We start from the raw sequence: 24,009 nt of genomic DNA, 5'->3' as shown, positions 1-24,009 counted from the left end.
TTCCGGGATGCCTCCGATGCCGCTTCGCAACACCCTCACCGCCTCGCTCGCGCTGGGCCTGGCGCTGACCCCCTCCGCCCGTGCCGACGAAGGCATGTGGATGCCCACCCAGCTGCCGGCGCTGGCCAAGCCGCTGCGCGATGCCGGCTTCAAGGGTGACCCGAAGGATCTGGCCGACGTCACCCGCGCCCCGCTGAGCGCGGTGGTCAAGGTCGGTGGCGGCACCGGTTCGTTCGTTTCCAACGACGGCCTGCTGCTGACCAACCACCACGTCGCGATGGGCGTGATCCAGTACAACAGCTCGCCGGAGCACAACTTCATCGACGACGGCTTCATCGCCGCCGGCCGCGCCGACGAGCGCGCCGCCAATCCGGACTTCCGCGTGCTGGTCACCGTCGGCTTCGACAAGGTGACCGACGAGGTACTCCAGGATGCGCGCGGCAAGCAGGGCCGTGCGTACTACGACGCGGTGGACGCGGCCAGCAAGCGCATCGTCGCCGAGTGCGAGCGCGACGGCAGCGTGCGTTGCAGCGTGGCCAACATGTACTACGGCAGCGACTTCTACCGCATTCGCCAATTGGAGCTGCGCGACGTGCGCCTGGTCTACGCGCCGCCGCGCGCCATCGGCAACTACGGCGACGAGATCGACAACTTCATGTGGCCGCGTCACACCGGCGATTTCACCTTGCTGCGCGCCTACGTGGGCAAGGACGGCAAGCCGGCCGACTACAGCCCGGAGAACGTGCCCTACCACCCGCCGGCCCATCTGCAAATGGCCAAGGACGGACCGAAGGCCGGCGATTTCGCCATGCTCGCCGGCTATCCGGGCATCACCTACCGCCACCGCACGGCGGCCGAGTTCGACGAACAGGTGCACCACGTGCTGCCGGATCGGGTGAGCCTGTTCGATGGCTTGATCGAGTTGATCGAAGCGGCCGGCAAGGGCGATGCGCAGGTGAAGACCCGCTACGCCTCGCAACTGCAATCGCTGAAGAACAACCGCAAGCGCGCCGCGGGCGAGCTCGAAGGCCTGCGCCGCAGCGACGCGGTGCGCCTGCGTGCCGAGGACGAGCGCGACATGCTGGCTGCCACGACGGGCGAGGATGCGCGCGATATCGCCGCATTGCAGGCCTCGCTGGCCGACGGCGCCGCACTGGGTGAGCGCGACCTCATCCTGGGCGCGGTGGCCACCCAGACCCAGCTGATGCGCTCGGCCCTGATGCTGGAACGCCTGCGCGTGGAATCGGCCAAGCCCGATGCGCAGCGCGAGAGCGGCTACCAGCAGCGCGACCAGGCCATGATCGAAGGCGTGCTGAAGCAAGTGCAGCGTCGCTACGATCCGGCCGTGGAGAAGGCGTTGTTGACCTCGCTGTTCACGCGCTACCAGCAGCTGCCTGAATCCCAACGCGTGCCGGAATTCGACACCGCGTTCGGCCGTACCGCCGCGCAGTTGAAGCAGGCGCTCGATGGCCTCTACCAGCGCACCGCGCTGGGTACCGAAGCCGAGCGCCTGTCGCGCTTCGCCGCCGCGCGCGCCGGCCAGCCACTGGCCGACGATGCTCTGATCGCGCTGGCTCGCCAGCTCGTGCCCGCGCAGCTGCGCCTGGAAGATGCCCGCAAGACGCGCGAGGGCGAACAACTGCGCCTGCGCCCGGCCTATATGCGCGCGCTGGTGGCCTGGCGCCAGAAGCAGGGCCGCGCGGTATATCCGGATGCGAACAGCACGCTGCGCATCAGCTACGGCCGCGTCGAGCCGCTGGCACCGCGCGATGCGGTCGCCTTCGCGCCGGTGACCACGGTGGCCGGCATCGTGGAGAAGAACACCGGCCAGGTGCCGTTCGATGCACCCAAGCCCTTGCTGGACGCCATCGCGAAGGGCGACTTCGGCAACACCGCCGATCCGGTCTTGAAGACGCAGACGGTGAACTTCCTCACCAATCTCGATACGACGGGCGGCAACTCGGGCTCGCCGGTACTCAACGCGCGTGGCGAACTCATCGGCCTGAACTTCGACAGCAACTGGGAGGCGGTGAGTGCCAGCTGGTGGTACGACCCGCGCTACAAGCGCGCCATCCACGTGGACATGCGCTACCTGCGCTGGCTGCTGGCGAAGGTGTATCCGGCGCCGGCGCTGCTGGACGAGATGGGCGTGCCGGCGGGGAAATAAGGCGGCTCGTGGGCGGCAGGCGTTGTCCTGCCGTCCACGCGCTCGCGGCGGAAGCGGCTTCAGCCGCGACCTTGGGATCCCGCTATCGCGGCTGAAGCCGCTCCTACAGTGGGGACGCGGCCATTGACCCCGCGTCCTCCAGCCCCGCCACCGCCCGGGCCACCACCGTGTCCAGCGGCGCATCGATATCCACCGCCACCACGTCCGGCTCGTCGGCCGGGGGTTGCAGCGCCTCGAACTGGCTGTCCAGCAACGTCGCCGGCATGAAGTGCCCGGCGCGCGCGCCGAGGCGTGCCGCGATCACCTCGGGCGTGCCGTGCAGGAACACGAAGCGCATCGGTACGCCGCTGGCCCGCAGCCGGGCGCGATGGGCCTTTCGCAGCCCCGAGAACGCCAGCACCACCGATTCGCCGCGCGTGACGCACTGCCGCAAAGCCGCGCCCAGCGCATCCACCCACGGCTCGCGCTGCACGTCCGTCAGCGGCTCGCCACGGGCCATCTGGGCCTTCGCCTCGGCGCTGTGGAAATCGTCGGCATCGAGCAGCAGAAAGCCGTAATGCACGGCCAGTGCCTGCGCTACCGTGCTCTTGCCGCTCCCCGAAACCCCCATTACCACGATCGCGAAAGCAGGGGAGTGGGCGGCGGCAGGCATCATCTTGGCTCGTTATAGGTACAGATCAATTTTTCATGCGACGGCCATCGGCCGGGCCGATGGTGTAGCGTCGGCATCCTCGCACGCCCCGCCTCGTTCCGCATCCGGTCCGCCCATGCCCCCCGCGCACGATACCGCCGCACGTTCCGCCCCGCCGCTGCGCGAGAAGACCGCCTACGCCTTCGGCGATTTCGGCCTCAACCTCTACTGGGCGAGCATCTCGGCGTTCCTGCTGATCTTCTACACCGACGTGATGATGCTGCCGGCCGCCGCGGTGGGCACGCTGATCCTGGTGACCAAGATCGCCGATGCCATCGCCGATCCGCTGATGGGCATGCTCGCCGACCGCACACGCACCCGCTGGGGCCATTTCCGGCCCTGGCTGCTGTGGGGCGCGCTGCCGATGGCCGCCACCGGCGTGCTCGCTTTCACCGTACCGGCGCTGGGCGCGGACATGCGCCTGTTGTGGGCCTACGTGACGTTCTCGCTGATGATGCTGGCCTACACCGTGGTGAGCATCCCGTATTCGGCGCTGTCGGGCGTGATCACCGCCGATGGCCAGCAGCGCACCGTGCTGGTGAGCCTGCGCTTCATCGCCGCCTTCGCCGGCACCACTTTCGTCAACTACGCCACGCTGGACCTGGTCGCCGCGCTGGGCAACGGCGACGCGGCCGCCGGCTGGCAGCGCACGCTGATGCTCTACGGCGTGATCGCCATGGCGATGTTCGCCGGCGTGTTCCTGTTCGTGCGCGAACGCGTGGTCCCGCCGCCCGCCCAGCGCACGCCATGGCGGCAGGACGTGGCCGACCTGCTGCACAACCGGCCCTGGCTGGTGCTGTTCGTGCTGGCGCTGGTGATCATGGTGACCATCGTGATGCGCGGCGGCGCGGGTGTGTACTACTTCAAGTACTACCTCGGCCGCCCCGACCTCACCGGCTGGTTCCTCGGCAGCTATTCGGTGGCGCTGGCCGTCGGCGCGGCATCCACGCCGTTGCTGACGCGCTGGTTCGACCGCCGCCGGCTGATGATGGGCTTGATGGTGATCGTCGGCGTGCTCAGCGGTGCGATGTACTTCGTGCCGCCGGGCGGCCTGGTCGCCGCGTTCGCGATCAACATCCTGGTGGGCCTGGCGCTGGGGCCGAAATCCCCGTTGGCCTTCGCCATGTATGCCGACACCGCCGACTACACCGAATGGCGCACCGGCCGCCGCGCCACGGCGCTGACCTTCGCCGCCGCCACGTTCTCGCAGAAGCTGGGCGGCGCGATCGCCTCGGCCGCCATCGCGTGGGTGCTGGCCGGCATGGGCTATGTCGCCAACCAGTCGCAGAGCCACGCCTCGCAGCACGGCATCGTGCTGCTGATGACGGTGATCCCCGGTCTGGTCGCGCTGCTGGCGGCGTGGACCATGCGTTTCTATCCCCTCGACGACGCGCGCCTGGCCGAGATCCAGCAGGCCCTGGCCGCGCGCCATGCTGCCACCGAACCCCCGCCATGATCCCCACCGATTCCGAAGACACCACCGACCTGCTCGGCCCTAGCGCCGATGGCGAGCGCTACGTGCTGCGCAGCCCCACCGCGATGCCGAACGCCGGCGCGTTCCTGTGGAACCGCCGGATGATGATCCAGCTCACCTGCCGCGGCTACGCCACCGCGCAGTTCATGCAGCCGGAGCCGGCCAAGTACGCGCACGCGCCGAACCTGGAGGCGCGCACCTTCATGCAGCCGGAGCAGCCGTACTACGCGCATCATCCCGGGCGCTTCTTCTACCTGAAGGACGAGGACAGCGGCGCGCTGTGGTCCGCGCCCTACGAGCCGGTGCGCGCGCCGCCGCAGCGCTTCGCGTTCTCGCCCGGCAAGCACGACGTGGCGTGGGAGATCGAATTCGACGGCATCGTGCTGGAGCTGCGCCTGCAGCTGCCGGAAGACACGCCACTGGAGCTGTGGTCGTGCCGGGTGCGCAACGGGTCCGGCCGGCCGCGCCGGTTATCGCTGTATCCGTATTTCCCGGTTGGCTACATGTCGTGGATGAACCAATCGGGCGAGTACCGCGCCGACCTGGGCGGCATCGTGTGCCGCAGCGTCACCCCGTACCAGAAGGTCGCCGACTACTGGCGCCAGCGCGATTTCAAGGACTGCACCTTCCTGCTGCACGAGCAGCCAGTAGACGGATGGGAGGCGCGGCAATCGGCGTTCGAAGGCGAGGGCGGGCTGCACGCGCCGACCGCCCTGGCGGGCGAGCGGCTGGGCGACAGCGACGCACGCTACGAAACCCCCACCGCAGTGCTGCAACAGCGACTGTTGCTGGAGGCCGGCGGCGAGACCACGCTGCGCTACCTGTTCGGGCCGGCGCACGATGATGCGGAAATCGCCGCGCTGCGTACGCGCTTCTTGTCCGCGGGGGGCTTTGCCGAAGCCGCGCGTGCGCACGCCGCGCACCTGGCCGCCGGGCGCGGCTGCCTGGAGGTGGAAACGCCCGATGCCGCCTTCGACAACCTCGTCAACCACTGGCTGCCGCGGCAGGTGTTCTACCACGGCGACGTCAACCGCCTGACCACCGACCCGCAGACCCGCAACTTCCTGCAGGACCACCTCGGCATGGCGTACCTGGCGCCGGCCGTGGCGCGCGCCTCGTTCCTGCACGCCTTGGCGCAGCAGGAAGCCAGCGGCGCGATGCCCGACGGCATCCTGCTGGACGAGCAGGCCGAGCTGAAATACATCAACCAGGTGCCGCATACCGACCATTGCGTGTGGCTGCCGATCTTCCTCGACGCCTACCTCGGCGAAACCGGCGACGGTGCCTTGCTGGACGAGGTTGTCGAGGATCGCGATGGACGGCGCCTCGATGTCGCTGCCCGCCTGGACGCCGCCATGGAATGGTTGTTGCAGGCGCGCGACGCCCGCGGGTTGAGCTACATCGCCCAAGGCGATTGGTGCGATCCGATGAACATGGTCGGCTATCGCGGCACCGGCGTGTCCGGCTGGCTCACCTTGGCGACGGCCTATGCGTTGCGCCTGTGGTCGGGCCTGTGCGCGCGGCATGGTCGCGTTGACGCCGCCCAGCGCTTCGCCGACGCCGCCGAGGCGGTGAATGAGGTGGCCAATCGTGAACTGTGGGACGGTGATTGGTACGCACGCGGCATTACCGACGACGGCGTGCGCTTCGGTGTATCTGCCGACGCCGAAGGGCGCATCTACCTCAACCCGCAGAGCTGGGCGCTGCTGGCCGGCACGGCGGACGAGGAACGCCAGGCGCGGCTGCTGGCCGCGGTGGAGGCGCAGCTGCACACCCCTTACGGGCCGGTCATGCTGGCACCGCCGTACAGCGGCATGCGCGAGGACGTGGGCCGGCTGACGCAGAAGCACCCCGGGTCGGCCGAGAACGGCGCCGTCTACAACCACGCGGCCGCGTTCTACCTGCACAGCCTCTACGCGGTGGGCGAGGGCGAGCGTGCGTGGGGCGTGCTGCGCGCGATGATCCCCGGCCCCTCGCGCGCGGACGTGCTGCAGCGCGGCCAGTTGCCGGTCTACCTGCCGAACTACTACCGCGGCGCCTGGCGCGAATTCCCGCGTACCGCCGGGCGGTCGAGCCAGCTGTTCAATACCGGCACGGTGGCCTGGGTGTATCGCGACGTGGTCGAGCAACTGTTCGGGCTGCGCGGTGAAGGCGAAGCGCTGCACGTGCGCCCGCAGCTGCCGGCGCACTGGCCGCAGGCGCGGGCCGTGCGGCGCTTCCGCGGCGCCGAGTTCGAAGTGCGCTATCGCCGCGAGGCGAGCGCGGATGCGCCGCAGGTGATCGTGGATGGCGTGGCGTGCCCGCACGCGACCATCGCCGGGATCGAGCCGGGGCGGCGGTACCACGTGGAGGTCGTGCTGCCCGCCGACGGCTGACGCCACGGCAAGCTCGCGCCGCGCCGCGTCCCGGTGCGCCCTGATGACGTCCTTGCCATCGGCGGCGGGTACACTGCCTCGCATCATCTGTCGCCGGGAGGGGGCGCGTTGATTTCGAGCTGGATCCTGCTGCTGGTCTCGGTCGGTTATGCCGTGCTGCTGTTCGGCGTGGCGTGGTGGGGCGACCGTCGCCCGATGTATCCGGACCGCCCCTGGCTGCGCCCGGCGGTCTACAGCCTGGCGCTGGCGGTGTACTGCTCGTCGTGGACGTTCTATGGCGCGGTCGGCACCGCGGTGCGCAACGGCATCGGTTACCTGCCCATCTACCTCGGCCCGCTGCTGCTGCTGATCTTCGGCTGGCGCATCATCGAGCGGCTGGCGCTGATCGCGCGTTCGGAGAACACCGTCTCCATCGCCGATTTCATCTCCTCGCGCTATGGCCGCTCGCGCCGGCTGGCGGCGCTGGTGGCGGTGATCGCGCTGGTCGGCATCGTCCCGTACCTGGCGCTGCAGTACAAAGCCGTGGCGATGAGCCTGGAAGTGCTCACCGGCCAGTCCAACGACGGACGCTCGTTCTTCACCGACCCGGCGCTGTACGTCGCGCTGCTGATGGCGCTGTTCGCCACCTTGTTCGGCACCCGCCAGGCCGATGCGACCGAGCATCACCACGGCATGATGCTCGCCATCGCGCTGGAGTCGGTCATCAAGCTGGTGGCGATGCTGGCGGTGGGCTTGTTCGCCTGGTCCTGGCTGGGCGACCACCAGCTGCGCATCACCGATTCGGCACGCATGCTGTTCGAGCACACGCCCTCGGTGGGCTTCGTCTCGCAGACGGTGTTGAGCTTCCTGGCCATCGTCTGCCTGCCGCGCCAGTTCCATGTGGCGGTGGTCGAGTGCGGGGATGTGGGCGACATCCGCCGCGCGCGCTGGCTGTTCGGCGGCTACCTGGTGCTGATCTCGGCGATGGTGGTGCCGATCGCCTCGGCCGGCGTGGCGCTGTTCGGCGGCGGCGGCCAGCTCGCCGACGACAGCATGGTGCTGGCGCTGCCGCTGGCCGAGGGCAACACGGTGCTGGCGCTGGTGGCCTACATCGGCGGCTTCTCGGCGGCGACCGGCATGGTCATCGTGGCCTCCATCGCGCTGGCCACCATGGTCAGCAACGACCTGGTGATGCCGGTGCTGCTGCGACGCTCGCGCGGACACGCGGTCGTGGCGGCGGGCCGCGTGCTGTGGATCCGCCGCGTCGCCATCCTGCTGCTGGCGATGATGGCCTACGGCTACTACCGCAGCAGCAGCAACGACAGCACGCTGGCCTCCTACGGCCTGATGGCCTTCGCCGCAGTGGCGCAGTTCGCGCCGGGCGTGCTGGGCGGCCTGTACTGGCGCGGCGCCAGCCGCAAGGGCGTGGAGGCCGGCATGCTGCTCGGCTTCGCCACCTGGGCCTACACGCTGTTGCTGCCGGCGATGACCATGGCCGGTGACTTCGACACCGGCTGGCTGCTCAACGGGCCGTTCGGCATCTCCTGGCTGCGTCCGCAGCAGCTGTTCGGCATGAGCGGCTGGGATTCGCTGGCGCATGGCACGTTCTGGTCGTTGCTGGCCAACGTCGGCGCGATGATGGTGGTCTCGGCGCGCTGGCGCCCGGGCGTGGACGAGCGCCTGCGCGCCGCGCCGTTCCTGGACCCGTATTCGCAGCGCCCGGCGGTGGCCGGCGCGTGGCCGGGCCACGTGCATGTCGCCGACCTGCTGACCCTGGCCGAGCGCGTCGTCGGCGAGCGCCACGCGCACCGCGCGTTCGTCGAGCAGGCCGCCGCGCTCAACCGCGAGCTGCAATCCAACGCCGTGGCCGACCGCGCCTGGGTGCAGTTCACCGAACGCCTGCTGGCGGCCTCCATCGGCGCGGCCTCCGCGCGGCTGGTGCTGACCAGCCTGCTGCGCGGCTCGGGCATGGAGCTGGGCGAAGTGGTGGCGGTGCTGGACGAAGCCGGGCAGGAGCTGCGCTTCAACCGGGAAATCCTCTCCACCACGCTGGAGAACATCAGCGCGGCGGTCAGCGTGGTCGATCCGGACATGCGCCTGACCGCCTGGAACCGCCGCTACCAGCAGCTGTTCGGCTACCCGGACGGCATGCTCTACGTCGGCCGCCCGGTCGCCGACCTGATCCGCTACAACGCCGAGCGTGGCGAACTGGGCGAAGGCGACGTCGAGGACCAGATCGAGCGCCGCATCCGCCACATGCGCGCTGGCTCGCCGCACGTGTTCGAGCGCACGCGCAGCGACGGCAAGGTCATCGAGATGCGCGGCCAGGCACTGCCCGGCGGTGGCTACGTCACCAGCTACAACGACATCACCGATTACAAGCGCGCCGAAAATGCCCTGCTGGAAGCCAACGAGACGCTAGAGCAGCGCGTGGCCGAGCGCTCGCAGGAAGCCGAGCTGGCGCAGCAATCCAAGACGCGCTTTCTGGCGGCGATCAGCCACGACGTGCTGCAGCCCCTCAATGCCGCGCGGTTGTTTGCCTCCGCGCTGCGCGACACCGCCAACGACAACGACGAGCAGCGCCACCTGGCCGAGCGCGTGGATGCCTCGTTGCGCGCCGCCGAGGAACTGCTCGACGGTCTGCTCGACGTATCGCGGCTGGACGCCGGCGGGCTGCGCCCGACCCTGGAGGATTTCGACGCCGGCCTGCTGATGGCCGAACTGGCCGCGCAGTACGCGCCCATCGCCGCCAGCCGCGGCCTGCGCCTGCAGGCGCACGCGCGGCCGATCTGGGTGCGCAGCGACCGCCGGCTGCTGCGCCGGGTGATGCAGAACTTCATCGCCAACGCGCTGCGCTATACCCGCCAGGGCCGCATCGTGCTTGGCGTGCGGCCGCGCGGCGAACAGGTGGAGCTGCAAGTGTGGGATACCGGCCCGGGCATTCCCGAGCACCACATGCAGCAGATCTTCCACGAGTTCCACCGCTACCAGCAGCCGTTCGACTGGGGCGAGCAGGGCCTGGGCCTGGGGCTGTCGATCTGCCAGCGCATCTCGCGGCTGCTTTCGCATGAGCTCAACGCGCGCAGCCAGGTCGGTCGCGGCAGCATGTTCTCCATCCAGCTGCCACGCGTGGCCGCGGGCCAGAGGGTGGCGCCGCCGGTGCAGCGCGCCGGCCTGTCCAGCCGCGACGACTCCCTCGCCGGCCTGCGCGTGCTGTGCGTGGACAACGACCAGGAGATCCTGGATGGCATGCGCGCGCTGCTCGGGCGCTGGCAGGTGGAGGTGATCACCGCCTCCACCGTCGATGAGGCGATCGCGCGTATGGCCCTGCAGCCGGACGTGATGCTGGTGGACTACCACCTGCACGACCGGCTCGATGGGCTGGACACGCTCGACGCCCTGCGTGAGGCCTCGGCCACCCCGGTGCCCGGCGCGCTGCTCACCGCCGATGGGCGCGACGAGCTCAAGCAGCTCGCCCGCGAACGCGGCTACCGCCTGCTGACCAAGCCGGTGAAGCCGGCCTCGCTGCGTGCCTTCCTCAGCGCGCTGCACGAGCAGGTGCGCAGCGGCGCGGCGAATTAGCCGCGCCGCCGGTCGAGCGCCGGCCCGGGCGGCCGGCGATCGCGCATCGCCGCCGGATCAGGCGGCGCCGCTGAGGTGCTCGTAGAGGATCGTCGCGCCGACGATCACCAGGATCACGCCACCGATGATCTCTGCGCGCTTGCCCGCCAGCGCGCCCAGCACGCGGCCGAGCAGGATGCCCAGCGTGACCATGGTCAGCGTGCACAGGCCGATGACCGCCGCGACCACGCCGATGTGCACGTCCAGGAAGGCCAGGCCGACGCCGATGGCCATCGCGTCGATGCTGGTGGCCAGGCCGGTGGTGGCCAGGGACCAGAAGCGTCCGTGGCGCTCGCTGTGCGCGGCCGCCTCGGCCGGCTCTTCCGGCTCCGGGCGCAGGCCGGCGACGATCATGTGGATGCCCAGGATGCCGAGCAGGCCAAAGGCGATCCAGTGGTCGAAGGATTCGACGTAGGAAGACGCGGCGCGGCCCAGCAACCAACCGATCAACGGGGTGATGGCTTCGACGGCGCCGAAGATCAGGCCGGCGCGCAGGGCATCGGCGAAGCGCGGCTTGCGCATCGCCGCGCCCTTGCCGATGGCGGCGGCGAAGGCATCGGTGGACATGGCCAGGCCGATGAGAAGGATGGAGATAAACGACATGGAGGACATCAGGTCGGGCGCGGCGACAACGGCTTGCGCACACGCCCAACCGTCGTTGCGCGCGCAAACCGCTGGTCTCGCCAACCATCAATGGCTGCCGGCGCCACGGCGCAATGGCCGAGTATGTTGACGCGGGCGCTTCCGTGCGGAAGCAGGCTACTCCCCAAGGGGACGCGCAGTGTACAGCGTGAAGTTGCGATTGGAACCGTCGGCGCGAAACGCGAAGGTCGGGATGATCTTCTTAGCTGTGGCTATACGGCGCGCCGCTCAGTCTTCTTCCGGCGGCAGCACGATGCCATCCGCATCGATCGCCAGCTTGCCCGCCATCAGCACGGCCTGCGTGCGGTTGGTGACGCCCAGCTTGCGCAGGATCGCGGTGACGTGCGCCTTGATCGTCGCTTCCGATACGCCCAGGTCGTAGGCGATCTGCTTGTTCAACAGCCCCGCGCCCAGCATTTGCAGTACCCGGAACTGCTGCGGCGTCAGCTCGCGCAGGCGCTGCCCCACTTCGCGCTCCTCGCGGTCGGTAGGGGGCAGGTGCTGCGCTTCGGCGGGAATCCAGCGCTCGCCGTCGAGCACGGTCGATAGCGCCTGCCCGATGGTGTCCGAATCGGCCGACTTGGGAATGAAGCCGAACGCGCCGTGGTCGATGGCCCGGCGCATGATCGTCGCCTCCTCGCGCGCGGAAACCACCACCACGGGCAGTTGCGGATGCAGCGCACGCAGGTGCACCAGCGCGCTGAAACCCTGCGCGCCGGGCATGTTGAGGTCCATCAGCAGCAGGTCGGCGTCGGCATGGGCGTCGGCCAGCGCATAGAGCGCATCGACGTTCTCGGCCTCGAACAGTTGTACGCCCGGCATCACGCGCTGCACGGCCGCGCGCAGGGCTTCACGGAACAACGGATGGTCGTCGGCAATCAGCAGGGTGGGCATGGCAGGGGAGGTACGCACGGGGGGAGGAACGGCACGCCAGGAAGCCGTTCGCCGGACTCCTGGCGCGGTGTCGCACGATCTTCAGCGCACGCGGCGCTCGTTCACCAGCGAATCGACTACCGACGGATCGGCCAGGGTCGAGGTGTCGCCCAGCTGGTCCGGCGCGTTCTCGGCGATCTTGCGCAGGATGCGGCGCATGATCTTGCCCGAGCGTGTCTTCGGCAGGCCCGGCGCCCACTGCAGGTGGTCGGGCGAGGCGATCGGGCCGATCTCCTTGCGCACCCAGGCAATCAGCTCCTTGTGCAGTTCGTCGCTCGGCTGTTCGCCGGCAATCAACGTCACGTAGGCATAAATGCCCTGGCCCTTGAGATCGTGCGGGAAGCCGACCACCGCCGCCTCGGCGACCTTCGGGTGGGAGACCAGCGCGCTCTCCACCTCCGCGGTGCCGATGCGGTGGCCGGAGACGTTGATCACGTCGTCCACGCGGCCGGTGATCCAGTAGTAGCCGTCCTCGTCGCGGCGGCACCCGTCACCGGTGAAGTAGGTGCCCGGGTAGGTGCGGAAGTAGGTGTCGATGAAGCGCTGGTGGTCGCCGTATACCGTGCGCATCTGGCCCGGCCACGAATCCAGCAGCACCAGGTTGCCCTCGGTGGCGCCTTCCAGCCGCTCGCCGTCCGCATTGACCAGCGCCGGGCGCACGCCGAAGAACGGCAGCGTGGCCGAGCCGGGCTTGAGGTCGGTGGCGCCGGGCAGTGGCGAGATCAGGATGCCGCCGGTCTCGGTCTGCCACCAGGTGTCCACGATCGGGCAACGCGCATCGCCCACCACGTCGTAGTACCAGCGCCAGGCTTCCGGGTTGATCGGCTCGCCCACGCTGCCGAGCAGGCGCAGCGACTTGCGCGAGGTGCGCTTGACCGGCTCTTCGCCTTCCCGCATCAGCGCGCGGATCGCGGTGGGCGCGGTGTAGAAGATCGTCACCTGGTGCTTGTCGATCACTTCCCAGAAGCGCGAGACGTTGGGGTAGTTCGGCACGCCTTCGAACATCAGCGCGGTGGCGCCGTTGGTCAGCGGGCCGTAGACGATGTAGCTGTGGCCGGTGACCCAGCCCACGTCCGCGGTGCACCAGTAGATGTCGTCCTCGCGCAGGTCGAACACCGTCTCGTGCGTGTAGCTGGCGTAGAGCAGGTAGCCACCGGTGGTGTGCAGCACGCCCTTCGGCTTGCCGGTCGAACCGGAGGTGTACAGGATGAACAGCGGGTCCTCGGCTTTCATGCGCTCGGGCTCGCATTCGGCCGGCTGGCTGTCCACCACGTCATGGAACCAGCGGTCGCGCGGGGCCTGCATGTCCACCGCGCCGCCGGTATGGCGCACGACGAGCACGGTCTCCACGCTCTGCGTGCCGGGAATCTTCAGCGCCGCATCGACATTGGCCTTCAGCGGGATCTTCTTGCCGCCGCGCAGGCCTTCATCGGAGGTGATGATGAGCTTGGTGCCGCAGTCGATCACGCGGTCGGCGATGGAGTTGGGCGCGAAGCCGCCGAACACCACCGAGTGGATCGCGCCGATGCGCGCACAGGCCAGCATCGCCACCGCCGCGTCGGGAATCATCGGCAGATAGATGGTGACGCGGTCGCCCTTCTTCACGCCCAGGCTGCGCAAGGCGTTGCCGAGCTTGCACACGCGCTCGTAGAGCTCGCGGTAGGTGACGCCATAGGACGGCGTGTCGGGGCTGTCGGGCTCGAACAGCAGCGCGATCTTGTCGCCGCGCGTGTCCAGGTGGCGATCCAGGCAGTTGACGCTGGCGTTGAGCTCGCCGTCGTCGAACCAGCGGATGCGGAAATCCTGCAGGTCGTAACTGACGTCCTTGATGCGGGTCGGCTTGCGATACCACGCCAGCCGCTCGGCGGCCTTGCCCCAGAACTGCTCGGGCTGTTCCACCGATTCGCGGTAGAGCTTTTCGTACTGGTCCTTGCGCACCCGCGCCCCGGCGGCAAAGGTCGGATCTACGGGATAAATGTCAGCCATGGCACCCTCACTTGCACTGAGCTTGTCTCGGATTGGACGGCGCACACCGCGCGGCGGCACCGCATACAACCAGTGTGCCGCATCCCCCCTGCGCCGGGCCATGCCCCTGCCTGGCGCGGGCTTAGACCATGGTCGTACTGCACTGCGGCATCGGCGGTGGTTACGACCAAAGGCGAATAGGCGGTGACCTGAGCGTGCCGCACGCTCCGGCCAAGCCGTGCCCCCTGCGGGCATGGCGAACCATTATTCGGGAGGGAGTAATGAACATCCGTAAAGCATCGCTGGTTCGCCGGCCGCTGGCGGCCGCGCTGTTCGTGGCCCTGGTCGCGCCTGGCGCGGCCTGGGCACAGACGGCGAAGGAAAAAGCGCTGGAAGCCCGCGTCGCGCAGCTCGAACAGCAGGTCCAGTTGTTGTTGCAGTCGCAACAACAGCAGCAGGGACAGATCACCCAGCAGCAGACCCAGATCGCCGAAGTCAAAACCGCCCAGGCCGCGGTGGCGCCGCCGCCGCCCAAGCCCGGTGCGCCGGCGCCGATCCAGAAGACCGCCATCTCCGCCGGGGCCGGCTCCAACACCCGCTTCACCTATGGCGGCTTCATCAAGCTTGATGCCTCGGTCACCAGCACCAACGACGGCGACATCGCCGACGGCACGGTGGGCCGGATGTTCTACGTGCCCAAGACCATTCCGGTCGGCGGCGGCGCCACGAAGGAAGGCGGCGCCGATACCGACATGGGCGCGCAGTTCTCGCGCTTCTGGTTCGCCACCGACACCGACCTGGAAGGCGGCGACAAGCTCAAGAGCTACCTGGAGTTCGACCTGTTCGGTGGCGGCAGCACCGCGTTCACCGGCAACGAGGTGGCGACCAACACCTACAGCCTGACCCTGCGCCAGGCTTACGTGCAGTGGAACAACTGGCTGGCCGGTCAGGCCTGGACCAACTTCCAGGACACCGCCGCGCTGCCGGATACAGTGGATTTCCTCGGCCCCACGGAAGGCACGGTATTCGTGCGCCAGGCCCAGCTGCGCTACACCAAGGGCCCGTGGTCGTTCTCGGTGGAAAACCCGGAAACGGCGATCACCCCGTACCGCGGCAACATGGGCCAGATCCAGAGCGACGACGGTGCGATGCCGGACTTCACCGCGCGCTACAACCCCAAGGGCGACTGGGGCCACTTCTCCGTGGCCGGCCTGGTGCGCCAGCTCAAGTACCAGAACGGCCCGGCTAACGTGGATTCGGAGAAGTTCGGCTGGGGCCTGAGCCTGTCGGGCAAGTGGAACCTGGGCAAGAACGACGACCTGCGCTACATGGTCACCGGTGGCGAAGGCATCGGCCGTTACGTCGGCCTGGCGTTGAACAACGACGCCGCGCTCGATGCCACGGGCGATCTGGACAACATCGGCGTGGTCGCCGGCTTCCTGGGCTGGCGCCATGCGTTCTCCCCGAAGCTGCGCGGCAACGTGTTCTATTCCCGCGCCCAGTACGACAACCCGACCGACCTCACCGGGCTCGGCATCACCAAGTCCTCGCAGTCCGCGCACATCAACCTGATCTATTCGCCCCTGCCCAAGCTGGACCTGGGCGCCGAATACATCTGGGGCCAGCGTGAACTCGAAAGTGGCGACCGCGGCGACCTGAACCGCCTGCAGACCCACGTCAAATACACCTTCTGAGGAAGCCGGACATGTCCAGTACCAGCGTCAACACCAGCCATAAAGCCGTGCTTACCGGCGGGCACAAGAAAGTCATCTTCGCCTCCAGCCTCGGCACCGTCTTCGAGTGGTACGACTTCTACCTGTACGGCTCGCTGGCGGCGATCATCGCCAAGCAGTTCTTCAGCGGCGTCAACGAGACCACCGGCTTCATCTTCGCGCTGCTGGCCTTCGCCGCGGGCTTCGCGGTGCGTCCTTTCGGCGCGGCGTTCTTCGGCAGCCTGGGCGACCGCATCGGCCGCAAGTACACGTTCCTGGTCACCATCCTGCTGATGGGCATGTCCACGTTCGTGGTCGGCATCCTGCCGAACTACGCGAGCATCGGCATCGTGGCGCCGATCATCCTGATCGTGCTGCGCCTGCTGCAGGGCCTGGCCCTGGGCGGCGAGTACGGCGGCGCGGCGACCTACGTCGCCGAGCACGCACCGGACGGCAAGCGCGGCCTGTACACCAGCTTCATCCAGACCACCGCCACGCTGGGCCTGTTCCTGTCGCTGCTGGTGATCCTGGGCACGCGCCTGACGCTGGGCACCGAGGCGTTCGAAGCCTGGGGCTGGCGTATTCCGTTCCTGGTGTCGATCGTGCTGCTGGGCGTGTCGGTGTGGATTCGCATGCAGCTGAGCGAGTCGCCGCTGTTCCAGCAGATGAAGTCGGAAGGCAAGGGCTCCAAGACCCCGTTTCGCGACAGCCTCAAGGGCGGCAACCTCAAGCTGATGCTGTTGGTGCTGCTCGGCGCCACGGCCGGCCAGGCGGTGGTGTGGTACGGCGGCCAGTTCTACTCGCTGTTCTTCCTGACCCAGGCGCTGAAGGTCGATGGCACCACCGCCAACCTGCTCATCGCCGGCGCGCTGGCGCTGGCCACGCCGTTCTTCGTGGTGTTCGGCTGGCTGTCGGACAAGATCGGCCGCAAGAAGATCATCCTCGCCGGCTGCCTGCTGGCCGCGGTGACCTACTTCCCGATCTTCAAGGGCATCACCCACTACGCCAACCCGGGCATCGAGGAAGCGCGCGCCAAGTCGCCGGCCGTCGTCGTCGCCGACCCGAACACCTGCAGCTTCCAGTTCGATCCGGCCGGCGTGCGCAAGTTCACCAGCTCCTGTGATGTGGCCACCGCCGCGCTCACCAAGGCGGGCGTGCCCTACGACGTGAAGCCGGCCGCGCCGGGTTCGCTGGCGCAGGTCAGCGTCGGCGGCACCGAGGTGGCGTCCTACGAGGCCACGGGCCTGTCGAAGGACGAAGCCAAGGCCAAGGGCGACGTGTTCGTGAAGGACCTGAAGGGTGCGCTGACCACCGCCGGTTATCCGGAGAAGGCCGATCCGGCGCGCATCAACATCCCGATGACCTTGCTGCTGCTGTGGATCCTGGTGATCTACGTGACCATGGTGTACGGCCCGATCGCCGCCTACCTGGTGGAGCTGTTCCCGACCCGCATCCGCTACACCTCGATGTCGCTGCCGTACCACATCGGCAACGGCTGGTTCGGTGGCTTCCTGCCGGCGATCTCGTTCGGCCTGGTGGCGGGCAGCGGCAACATGTACATGGGCTTGTGGTACCCGATCGCGGTGGCGGTGATGACGCTGATCATCGGCACGCTGTTCCTGCGCGATACCAAGGACGTGGACCTGAGCCAGTAAACGACCCCCCCGAGGCCGGCGTTCGCGCCGGCCGTTTCCCGGGCGCCGGCTTGCCGGCGCCTTTTTTTGCGCTGGCGCGGCGGTCGTGTGCGTTGGCCACGCCTCGCCGGTGCGCGCGGTCTGCCCGTATAGTCCGGCGCATGGATGCCCCGACCCCTGCCGTCACGTTGGAAGCGACCCTCGCCGGCCTGCGCGCCGCCTGGCAGCGCCGCCGCCCGCCGCTTGAACAGCGCCGCGCCGACCTGCTACGCCTGCGCGCGCTGTTCAAGCAGCGCCTGGAGGAGATGACCGAGGCCATCGCCGCCGATTTCGGACACCGCTCGCGCCACGAATCCTTGTTGGCCGATGGCATGGCCGTGCTCGGCGAGATCGACCACCTGCTGCGCCACCTGCGGCGCTGGAGCCGGCCGCGCCGTGTGGGCGCCGGCTGGCGGTTGTGGCCTGCGCGCGCCGAGGTGCGTGCCGTGCCGGTGGGCGTGGTGGGCGTGATCGCGCCCTGGAACTATCCGGTCAACCTCGCGCTGGTGCCGTTGGCCACCGCCATTGCCGCCGGCAACCACGTGCTGCTGAAGCCTTCCGAGCATGCGCCGCGCACGTCGGCGTTCCTGCGCCGGCTGATCGGCGAGGTGTTTCCCGCCGACCGCGTCGCGGTGGTGGAGGGCGATGCCGAGGTGGCCGCCGCCTTCGCCGCGTTGCCGCTGGACCATCTCGTGTTCACCGGCTCCACCGCGGTGGGCCGCAAGGTAATGGCCGCGGCGGCGGCGAACCTCACGCCGCTGACGCTGGAACTGGGTGGCAAGTCGCCGGCCATCGTCTGCCCGGACTATCCGCTCGAAACGGCCGCCGCGCGCCTGGCGAGCGGCAAGTGGTTCAATGCCGGGCAGACCTGCATCGCGCCGGACTACGTGCTCGCGCCGCAGGCCGCGCTGCCCGCGCTGGTGGAGGGCCTGCGCGCGCAGGTGCACGCGCGCTACGGCGACTTCATCGGGCCGCTCGAGGATTACACCCGCATCATCCATGCCGGGCAGTACACGCGCCTGCGCCAGTGGCTGGACGAGGCGCGCCTGCGCGGCGCGCAGGTCGTCGAACTGGCTGCCGTGGACCCGGCGCGCGCCGAGGCCGAGCGCTTGGTGGTGCCCACGCTGGTGATCGACCCGCCGGCGGACATCGCGTTGATGCGCGAGGAGATCTTCGGCCCGATCCTGCCGGTGATCGGCTATCGCACGCTCGACCAGGCCATCGCCCAGGTGGCCGCGCGCGATCGCCCGCTGGCGCTGTACCCGTTCGCGCAGCGGCGCGAGGACGTCGAACGCATCCTCGCCGGCACGCTCGCCGGCGGCATCACCGTCAACGACACGCTGCTGCATTTCGCCGCCAACGGGCTGCCGTTCGGCGGCATCGGTGCCAGCGGCATGGGGGCGTACCACGGCCGCGCCGGCTTCGATGCGATGAGCAAGCAGTTGCCGATCCTGTGGCAGCGGCGCCGCAGCGCCACCGACCTGCTCAAGCCGCCCTACGCGCGCATCGACCGCCTGCTGCGCTGGCTGGTGCGCTGAGGCGGGGCGATCAGTCTTCGGCCGGCGGTTCCCACAGCTCGATCGGCAGGCCTTCCGGGTCATGGAGGCGGGCGAAGCGGCCCGTTTCGGGGCTATTCCACTCGGCGCGCGTTTCCACCGCGATGTTGGCTCCGCGCAGCTTCGCCAGCAGGCCATCCAGGTCCTGCACGCGCAGGTTGAGCATCCACGGGCGGTCGGCCGGGAAGTAATCGGTGTCCTGCTTGAAGGGCATGAAGACCGTGGGGCCAGCCTGCTGCGCCCAGGTCCAGGTATCGCCGACCGGGCCCACCCCCAGGTGCTGCGCATACCAGGCCGACAGGGCCTCGGGATCGCGCGAACGGAAGAACAATCCACCAATACCCGTGACGTGCATGGCCAGGCTCCGCAGGGACAGCGTGCAGCATAGCGCGGGCACGCGGCGTCGCCATCGCCTTTGCCTGCGGCCGCGCAAGCCGGGAGAATAGGCCGCCCGCCGCAAGAGCCGCCCGCATGCGCATCGCCTCCTGGAACGTCAATTCGCTCAACGTGCGCCTGCCGCACCTGCAGCAGTGGTTGCAGTCCGCCGCGCCGGACATCGTCGGTATCCAGGAAACCAAGCTGGAAGACGCCAAGTTCCCCGATGGCGAGCTGGCCGGGCTGGGCTACCGCAGCGTGTTCGCCGGGCAGAAGACCTATAACGGCGTGGCGATCCTCTCGCGCGAAGCCGCGCAGGACGTGCAGGTCGGCATCCCCGGCTTCGAGGACGAGCAGAAGCGCGTGATCGCCGCCACCGTGGGCGAGGTGCGCATCGTCAACCTGTACGTGGTGAACGGCCAGGACGTGGGTACCGACAAGTACGCCTACAAGCTGCGCTGGCTCGATGCCGTGCACGACTGGCTCGCCGCCGAGCTGCAGCGCCACCCGAAGATGGTCGTGCTGGGCGATTTCAACATCGCCCCCGACGAGCGCGACGTGCACGATGCCGCGGTCTGGAACGAAAACCACATCCTGACCTCCACCGCCGAGCGTGCCGGGCTGCGCAAGCTCGAAGCGCTGGGCCTGCATGACGCCTTCCGCCTGCACAACGACGAGGCCGGCGTGTTCAGCTGGTGGGATTACCGCGCCGCCGCGTTCCGTCGCAACCTGGGCCTGCGCATCGACCTGACGCTGGTGTCCGACGCGCTGCGCGCGCGCGCGGCCGCCTCCGGCATCGACCGTGAGCCGCGCACCTGGGACCGCCCCAGCGACCACGCCCCGGCGTGGGTCGAGTTGGCGGAGTGAGCGCCATGGCCGGTATCCGCGAAGTGGGCGGCACCGTGATCCAGCCGGTGCACCTGGCGCGCTGCCATTGCGGCGCGGTGGTGCTGGAACTGCAGCTGCCCGACGGCATCGTGGACCCGCGCCGCTGCAACTGTTCGCTGTGCCGCCGCCGCGGCGCCATCGTCGGCGGTGTGCCGCGCGACGGGTTGCGGGTGGTGCAGGATGGTGGCCAGCTGCGCCTGTACCAGTTCAACACCCATGTGGCCGAGCACTATTTCTGCGCCACCTGCGGCATCTACACCCATCACCGGCGGCGTTCGAACCCGGACCAGTACGGTTACAACGTCGGGTGCCTGGATGGCGTGGACCCGTACCTGTTGCCGCAGCCGATCCCGGTGTCCGATGGCGTGCATCACCCCGCCGACCGGCGGCCCTGAAACGGCGAAGCCCGGGCCAGGCCCGGGCTTCGGTCGAACGAGGCCGCGTGCGGTCAGCGTGCGCGGCCGCGGGTGAACAGGTTGACGATCGCCAACAGGATCACCGCGCCGATCAGGGAGAACAGGAAGGTGCGCAGCGTGATCGCCTCGTTGATGCCACCGCCGAACAGCCAGCCGGCGATCAGTGCGCCGATGATGCCCACCACGATGTTGAGGATGATGCCCTGCTGAGCATCGCGGCGCATGATGATGCTGGCGAGCCAGCCCACGATGCCACCGACGATCAGCCAGATGATGATGCCCATGCCCGAATCTCCTTTCCTTCTGCATACCCGCCCCGGGAATGGGGCGGCGGGGTCATTCAACGCGCGAATTCGTGAAATGGCCGTTAAAAATTGCGACGCCGAGCGCGTTGTTCAGGAAAACGTCGGAGTGGCGCGTTGAGCCCTGTACCGCCGGACTGGCAATTCGGGCCGGTCTGCCTGTGGCTGTTGCCGCATCGCCCGGGCACGCGTGGCGAACCGCAATCGCGCGAAGTGCTCGGCGCGCATTTCTCGATGCCGCCGCACGACGTGCCGATGACCCGCGATGTGCGTGGCCGGCCCTGGCTGCTGCCGCCGCTGGCGGACTTCGGCACGGGCTGGAGCCATAGCGGCGAGCATCTGCTGCTCGGGCTGGGCCAGGACATGCAGTTGGGCGTCGACCTGGAGCGCCTTCGCCCGCGGCCACGCATGCGCGAGGTGGTCGAGCGGTATTTCCACCCCGAGGAAGTGCGCTGGCTGGCATCGCTGTCCGATGCGGACTGCATGGACCGGTTCTTCCGCCTGTGGTGCGCCAAGGAGGCGTTGCTCAAGGCGCATGGCCACGGCATCTCCTTCGGCCTGCACCGCTTGCGCTTTGCCGAGGACGCCGGCGGCGCGCTGCACCTGGCTTGGTGCGACGCGGCGCTGGGCGAGGCCACGCGCTGGACCCTGCACGAATGGCTGGCCGCGCCCGGATACCGCGCCGCGCTGGCCTGGTATCCGGCCGAAGACGCGCTGCCTGCGATAATGCCCGCATGAACGATGCCGTCCTGCCCGCCGAAGCGCGGAACGACCTGGCGCGCGGACTGCAGGCCATGGGCCTGGACGCCGCGTTCGCCGAACCGCTGGGTGCCTACCTCGCGCTGCTGGCGCGCTGGAACCGCACCTATAACCTCACCGCCATCCGCGACCCGCGCGAGATGGTGACCCGCCACCTGCTCGATTCGCTGGCCATGCGCCCGTACATCGAGACCGGCCGCCTGGCCGACCTGGGCACCGGCCCCGGGCTGCCCGGCATACCGCTGGCCATCACCCGCCCCGGGTTGCAGGTGACGCTGGTGGAGAGCAACGGCAAGAAGGCGCGCTTCATGCGCGAGGCCGTGCGCCAACTGGGGCTGGGCAACGCCCGGGTGGCCGAATCGCGCGCCGAGGCGCTGGACGAGCCGGCCGCCTACGACCACCTCACCGCCCGCGCGCTGGATACCCTGGCCGGGATCATCGAGGTCGGCGGCCACCTGCTGCGGCCCGGCGGCACCCTGCTGGCGATGAAGGGGGTGTACCCGCACGAGGAGATCGCCGCGCTGCCGGCCGGCTGGATGGCCGGCCCGGTGCACCCACTGTCCGTGCCCGGCCTGACCGGGGAGCGGCACCTGGTCGAGGTGGTGCGGGGCTGACGCGGCCACGTGCCGCGCGCCCCGGTCGGCGCTTCGATTTCACCCCGGGCCCGGCTGCCCGCATAATGTCCGATCCCTGAACCCAGCCCACGAGGCTCTCCCGCATGGCCCGGATCATCGCGATCGCCAACCAGAAAGGCGGCGTCGGCAAGACCACGACCGCGGTCAATCTGGCGGCGGGGCTGGCGCGCGCGCCCAAGCGCGTGCTGCTGGTGGACCTGGATGCGCAGGGCAACGCGACCATGGGCAGCGGCATCGACAAGCGCGAACTGGAAGCGTCCACCTGCGACGTGCTGCTGGGCGAAGCCACTGCCGAGCAGATCCGCGTCACCGCGCCGGAAGGCTTCGACCTGCTGCCGGGCAACATCGACCTGACCGCGGCCGAGATCCAGCTGATGGAGCAGGCCGAGCGCGAGCAGCGCCTGAAGCGCGCGCTGGAGCCGCTGCGCGACCAGTACGACTTCATCCTCATCGACTGCCCGCCGGCGCTGTCGCTGCTCACCCTCAACGCGCTGACCGCCGCCGATTCGGTGATCGTGCCGATGCAGTGCGAGTACTACGCACTGGAAGGCCTGAGCGCGTTGATCGAGACCATCGACGCCCTGCGCGCCCAGCTCAACCCCGCGCTGGAGATCGAGGGCGTGCTGCGCACCATGTTCGACATCCGCAACAACCTGGCCAACGCCGTGTCCGCCGAACTCACCGAGCACTTCGGCGACCGCGTGTTCCGCACCATCGTGCCGCGCAATGTGCGCCTGGCCGAGGCGCCGAGCCATGGCCAAAGCATCGTCGGCTACGACCGCACCTCGCGGGGCGGCGTGGCGTATCTGGGACTCGCTGGCGAGGTCATCCGCCGCCAGGAGGAACGCAAGAAGGCCGCCCGGGCCGTGGAGACCGCCTGATGACCACCAAGCCCAACCCTGCCAAGAAGCGCGGCCTCGGCCGCGGCCTGGAGGCATTGCTGGGCCCGAAGGGCGCCGCCGCCGCACCGGCCGCCAGCGCCGCCGCGCCGGTGGCCGACCCGGCCGGCGACGTGCAGCCGGGCGAAGTGCTGCGCCACCTGCCGGTGGGCCAGCTGCAGCCGGGCAAGTACCAGCCGCGCCAGGAGATGGACCAGGCCAAGCTGGCCGAGCTGTCCGAATCGATCAAGGCGCAGGGCGTCATCCAGCCCATCGTGGTGCGCGAGCTGACCCCGGGTCGCTTCGAGATCGTCGCCGGCGAACGCCGCTGGCGCGCCTCGCAGCTGGCCGGGTTGGACGAAGTGCCGGTGGTGGTGCGCGACCTCGACGACCGCACGGTCATCGCGATGGCGCTGATCGAGAACATCCAGCGCGAGGACCTCAACCCGCTGGAGGAAGCGCAGGCGCTGCAGCGGCTGATCGAGGAGTTCTCGCTTACCCATGCCGAGGCCGCCGAGGCCGTGGGCCGCTCGCGCGCGTCGGTGTCCAATCTGTTGCGCCTGCTGGAGCTGCCGGTGGCGATCCGCGTGCTGCTGGAATCGCGCCGACTGGAAATGGGCCACGCCCGCGCGCTGCTGACGCTGGCGCCGGAACTGGCGGTCAAGCTCGCCCACGATGCCGCCGACCAGGGCTGGTCGGTGCGCGAGGTGGAACACCGCGCGCAGCAGTTCGCCGCCGGCAAGGTGCCCGGCGCGCTGCGCAAGGCCACCGCACCGGCGCGCGCGCCGCAGCAGGCCGACATCGCCTCGCTGGAAACCGAGCTGTCCGAATCACTGGGCACCAAGGTCGCCATCAGCCATGGCCGCGGCGGCAAGGGCAAGCTGGTGATCCACTACACCGACCTGGACACGCTGGACGGCGTGCTGGAAAAGCTGCGCCACCGCCCGCAGGGCTGAGCCGCACCGCAG

Annotated in this window: 19 protein-coding genes; 13 read left to right on the top strand and 6 right to left on the bottom strand. The window is 69.3% G+C overall.

Features of this window, described 5'->3' with window-relative positions; genetic code table 11:
* Positions 1 to 16 precede the first annotated feature (16 nt).
* A complete protein-coding gene (locus P6166_RS08470) occupies positions 17 to 2,167 on the top strand; it encodes a S46 family peptidase (RefSeq protein WP_277764032.1) in 2,151 nt (716 codons plus the stop codon).
* 103 nt (positions 2,168 to 2,270) lie between these two features.
* On the opposite strand, the gene P6166_RS08465 is transcribed toward P6166_RS08470, so the two are convergent.
* On the bottom strand, positions 2,271 to 2,822 hold the full coding sequence (locus P6166_RS08465; protein WP_277764031.1) for a gluconokinase: 552 nt from the start codon (positions 2,820 to 2,822) through the stop codon (positions 2,271 to 2,273).
* Positions 2,823 to 2,934: 112 nt separating this feature from the next.
* Here P6166_RS08465 and P6166_RS08460 point away from each other — a divergent pair, with 112 nt between their 5' ends.
* The 3 genes from P6166_RS08460 to P6166_RS08450 all read left to right on the top strand — a co-directional run bounded on the left by P6166_RS08460 (position 2,935) and on the right by P6166_RS08450 (position 10,268).
* A complete protein-coding gene (locus P6166_RS08460) occupies positions 2,935 to 4,314 on the top strand; it encodes an MFS transporter (protein ID WP_277764030.1) in 1,380 nt (459 codons plus the stop codon).
* Complete coding sequence (locus P6166_RS08455; protein WP_277764029.1) at positions 4,311 to 6,707, top strand: NdvB protein; 2,397 nt, start codon at positions 4,311 to 4,313, stop codon at positions 6,705 to 6,707. The genes P6166_RS08460 and P6166_RS08455 overlap by 4 nt, the downstream gene beginning before the upstream one ends.
* Positions 6,708 to 6,815: 108 nt before the next feature.
* A complete protein-coding gene (locus P6166_RS08450; RefSeq protein ID WP_277764028.1) occupies positions 6,816 to 10,268 on the top strand; it encodes a PAS domain-containing hybrid sensor histidine kinase/response regulator in 3,453 nt (1,150 codons plus the stop codon).
* A 57-nt stretch (positions 10,269 to 10,325) separates the two neighbouring features.
* Here P6166_RS08450 and P6166_RS08445 read toward each other — a convergent pair whose 3' ends face one another.
* The 3 genes from P6166_RS08445 to acs all read right to left on the bottom strand — a co-directional run bounded on the left by P6166_RS08445 (position 10,326) and on the right by acs (position 13,868).
* Entirely contained in the window at positions 10,326 to 10,910 is a 585-nt protein-coding gene (locus tag P6166_RS08445) for a manganese efflux pump MntP family protein (protein WP_277764027.1), read from the bottom strand.
* A 267-nt stretch (positions 10,911 to 11,177) separates the two neighbouring features.
* Positions 11,178 to 11,843: a response regulator transcription factor gene (locus tag P6166_RS08440; protein WP_057645557.1), complete on the bottom strand. Its 666-nt coding sequence runs from the start codon at positions 11,841 to 11,843 to the stop codon at positions 11,178 to 11,180.
* Positions 11,844 to 11,924: 81 nt separating this feature from the next.
* Entirely contained in the window at positions 11,925 to 13,868 is a 1,944-nt protein-coding gene (gene acs / locus P6166_RS08435; RefSeq protein ID WP_277764026.1) for an acetate--CoA ligase, read from the bottom strand.
* 260 nt (positions 13,869 to 14,128) lie between these two features.
* Between acs and P6166_RS08430 the strand changes: the two genes are divergently transcribed.
* The 3 genes from P6166_RS08430 (at position 14,129) to P6166_RS08420 (ending at position 18,770) form a co-directional block, all read left to right on the top strand.
* A complete protein-coding gene (locus P6166_RS08430) occupies positions 14,129 to 15,541 on the top strand; it encodes a DcaP family trimeric outer membrane transporter (protein ID WP_277764025.1) in 1,413 nt (470 codons plus the stop codon).
* Positions 15,542 to 15,552: 11 nt separating this feature from the next.
* Positions 15,553 to 17,214: an MFS transporter gene (locus P6166_RS08425; protein WP_277764024.1), complete on the top strand. Its 1,662-nt coding sequence runs from the start codon at positions 15,553 to 15,555 to the stop codon at positions 17,212 to 17,214.
* A 140-nt stretch (positions 17,215 to 17,354) separates the two neighbouring features.
* The gene (locus P6166_RS08420; RefSeq protein WP_277764023.1) at positions 17,355 to 18,770 is read left to right on the top strand and encodes a coniferyl aldehyde dehydrogenase; all 1,416 of its coding nucleotides are present in this window, start codon (positions 17,355 to 17,357) and stop codon (positions 18,768 to 18,770) included.
* Positions 18,771 to 18,780: 10 nt separating this feature from the next.
* Here P6166_RS08420 and P6166_RS08415 read toward each other — a convergent pair whose 3' ends face one another.
* The gene (locus tag P6166_RS08415; protein ID WP_277764022.1) at positions 18,781 to 19,143 is read right to left on the bottom strand and encodes a VOC family protein; all 363 of its coding nucleotides are present in this window, start codon (positions 19,141 to 19,143) and stop codon (positions 18,781 to 18,783) included.
* A gap of 116 nt (positions 19,144 to 19,259) precedes the next feature.
* On the opposite strand from P6166_RS08415, the gene xth reads away from it, so the two are divergent.
* The gene (gene xth, locus P6166_RS08410; RefSeq protein WP_277764021.1) at positions 19,260 to 20,030 is read left to right on the top strand and encodes an exodeoxyribonuclease III; all 771 of its coding nucleotides are present in this window, start codon (positions 19,260 to 19,262) and stop codon (positions 20,028 to 20,030) included.
* Positions 20,031 to 20,035: 5 nt separating this feature from the next.
* A complete protein-coding gene (locus tag P6166_RS08405; RefSeq protein ID WP_277764020.1) occupies positions 20,036 to 20,446 on the top strand; it encodes a GFA family protein in 411 nt (136 codons plus the stop codon).
* Positions 20,447 to 20,499: 53 nt separating this feature from the next.
* On the opposite strand, the gene P6166_RS08400 is transcribed toward P6166_RS08405, so the two are convergent.
* On the bottom strand, positions 20,500 to 20,751 hold the full coding sequence (locus tag P6166_RS08400) for a GlsB/YeaQ/YmgE family stress response membrane protein (protein WP_277764019.1): 252 nt from the start codon (positions 20,749 to 20,751) through the stop codon (positions 20,500 to 20,502).
* 135 nt (positions 20,752 to 20,886) lie between these two features.
* Here P6166_RS08400 and P6166_RS08395 point away from each other — a divergent pair, with 135 nt between their 5' ends.
* The 4 genes from P6166_RS08395 to P6166_RS08380 all read left to right on the top strand — a co-directional run bounded on the left by P6166_RS08395 (position 20,887) and on the right by P6166_RS08380 (position 23,997).
* Entirely contained in the window at positions 20,887 to 21,507 is a 621-nt protein-coding gene (locus tag P6166_RS08395) for a 4'-phosphopantetheinyl transferase superfamily protein (RefSeq protein ID WP_277764018.1), read from the top strand.
* Positions 21,504 to 22,142: a 16S rRNA (guanine(527)-N(7))-methyltransferase RsmG gene (rsmG, locus tag P6166_RS08390; RefSeq protein ID WP_277764017.1), complete on the top strand. Its 639-nt coding sequence runs from the start codon at positions 21,504 to 21,506 to the stop codon at positions 22,140 to 22,142. The genes P6166_RS08395 and rsmG overlap by 4 nt, the downstream gene beginning before the upstream one ends.
* Before the next feature lie 104 nt (positions 22,143 to 22,246).
* Entirely contained in the window at positions 22,247 to 23,044 is a 798-nt protein-coding gene (locus tag P6166_RS08385) for an AAA family ATPase (RefSeq protein ID WP_277764016.1), read from the top strand.
* Positions 23,044 to 23,997 (top strand): ParB/RepB/Spo0J family partition protein, encoded by a 954-nt coding sequence (locus P6166_RS08380; RefSeq protein WP_277764015.1) that lies wholly within the window; start codon positions 23,044 to 23,046, stop codon positions 23,995 to 23,997. The genes P6166_RS08385 and P6166_RS08380 overlap by 1 nt, the downstream gene beginning before the upstream one ends.
* Positions 23,998 to 24,009 lie beyond the last annotated feature (12 nt).

It is taken from the genome of Stenotrophomonas sp. HITSZ_GD (genome assembly GCF_029543105.1).
Lineage (GTDB): Bacteria > Pseudomonadota > Gammaproteobacteria > Xanthomonadales > Xanthomonadaceae > Stenotrophomonas_A.
The sequence above is the reverse complement of the archived record's forward strand: the minus strand, read 5'-3'. Positions and strand labels throughout refer to the sequence as shown.

Excerpts from the sequence above, each read along its gene's own strand:
- P6166_RS08470 (WP_277764032.1), top strand. The coding sequence starts at position 17 with ATGCCGCTTCGCAACACCCTCACCGCCTCGCTCGCGCTGGGCCTGGCG.
- P6166_RS08465 (WP_277764031.1), bottom strand. The coding sequence starts at position 2,822 with ATGATGCCTGCCGCCGCCCACTCCCCTGCTTTCGCGATCGTGGTAATG.
- P6166_RS08460 (WP_277764030.1), top strand. The coding sequence starts at position 2,935 with ATGCCCCCCGCGCACGATACCGCCGCACGTTCCGCCCCGCCGCTGCGC.
- P6166_RS08455 (WP_277764029.1), top strand. The coding sequence starts at position 4,311 with ATGATCCCCACCGATTCCGAAGACACCACCGACCTGCTCGGCCCTAGC.
- P6166_RS08445 (WP_277764027.1), bottom strand. The coding sequence starts at position 10,910 with ATGTCGTTTATCTCCATCCTTCTCATCGGCCTGGCCATGTCCACCGAT.
- P6166_RS08440 (WP_057645557.1), bottom strand. The coding sequence starts at position 11,843 with ATGCCCACCCTGCTGATTGCCGACGACCATCCGTTGTTCCGTGAAGCC.
- acs (WP_277764026.1), bottom strand. The coding sequence starts at position 13,868 with ATGGCTGACATTTATCCCGTAGATCCGACCTTTGCCGCCGGGGCGCGG.
- P6166_RS08430 (WP_277764025.1), top strand. The coding sequence starts at position 14,129 with ATGAACATCCGTAAAGCATCGCTGGTTCGCCGGCCGCTGGCGGCCGCG.
- P6166_RS08425 (WP_277764024.1), top strand. The coding sequence starts at position 15,553 with ATGTCCAGTACCAGCGTCAACACCAGCCATAAAGCCGTGCTTACCGGC.
- P6166_RS08420 (WP_277764023.1), top strand. The coding sequence starts at position 17,355 with ATGGATGCCCCGACCCCTGCCGTCACGTTGGAAGCGACCCTCGCCGGC.
- P6166_RS08415 (WP_277764022.1), bottom strand. The coding sequence starts at position 19,143 with ATGCACGTCACGGGTATTGGTGGATTGTTCTTCCGTTCGCGCGATCCC.
- xth (WP_277764021.1), top strand. The coding sequence starts at position 19,260 with ATGCGCATCGCCTCCTGGAACGTCAATTCGCTCAACGTGCGCCTGCCG.
- P6166_RS08405 (WP_277764020.1), top strand. The coding sequence starts at position 20,036 with ATGGCCGGTATCCGCGAAGTGGGCGGCACCGTGATCCAGCCGGTGCAC.
- P6166_RS08400 (WP_277764019.1), bottom strand. The coding sequence starts at position 20,751 with ATGGGCATCATCATCTGGCTGATCGTCGGTGGCATCGTGGGCTGGCTC.
- rsmG (WP_277764017.1), top strand. The coding sequence starts at position 21,504 with ATGAACGATGCCGTCCTGCCCGCCGAAGCGCGGAACGACCTGGCGCGC.
- P6166_RS08385 (WP_277764016.1), top strand. The coding sequence starts at position 22,247 with ATGGCCCGGATCATCGCGATCGCCAACCAGAAAGGCGGCGTCGGCAAG.
- P6166_RS08380 (WP_277764015.1), top strand. The coding sequence starts at position 23,044 with ATGACCACCAAGCCCAACCCTGCCAAGAAGCGCGGCCTCGGCCGCGGC.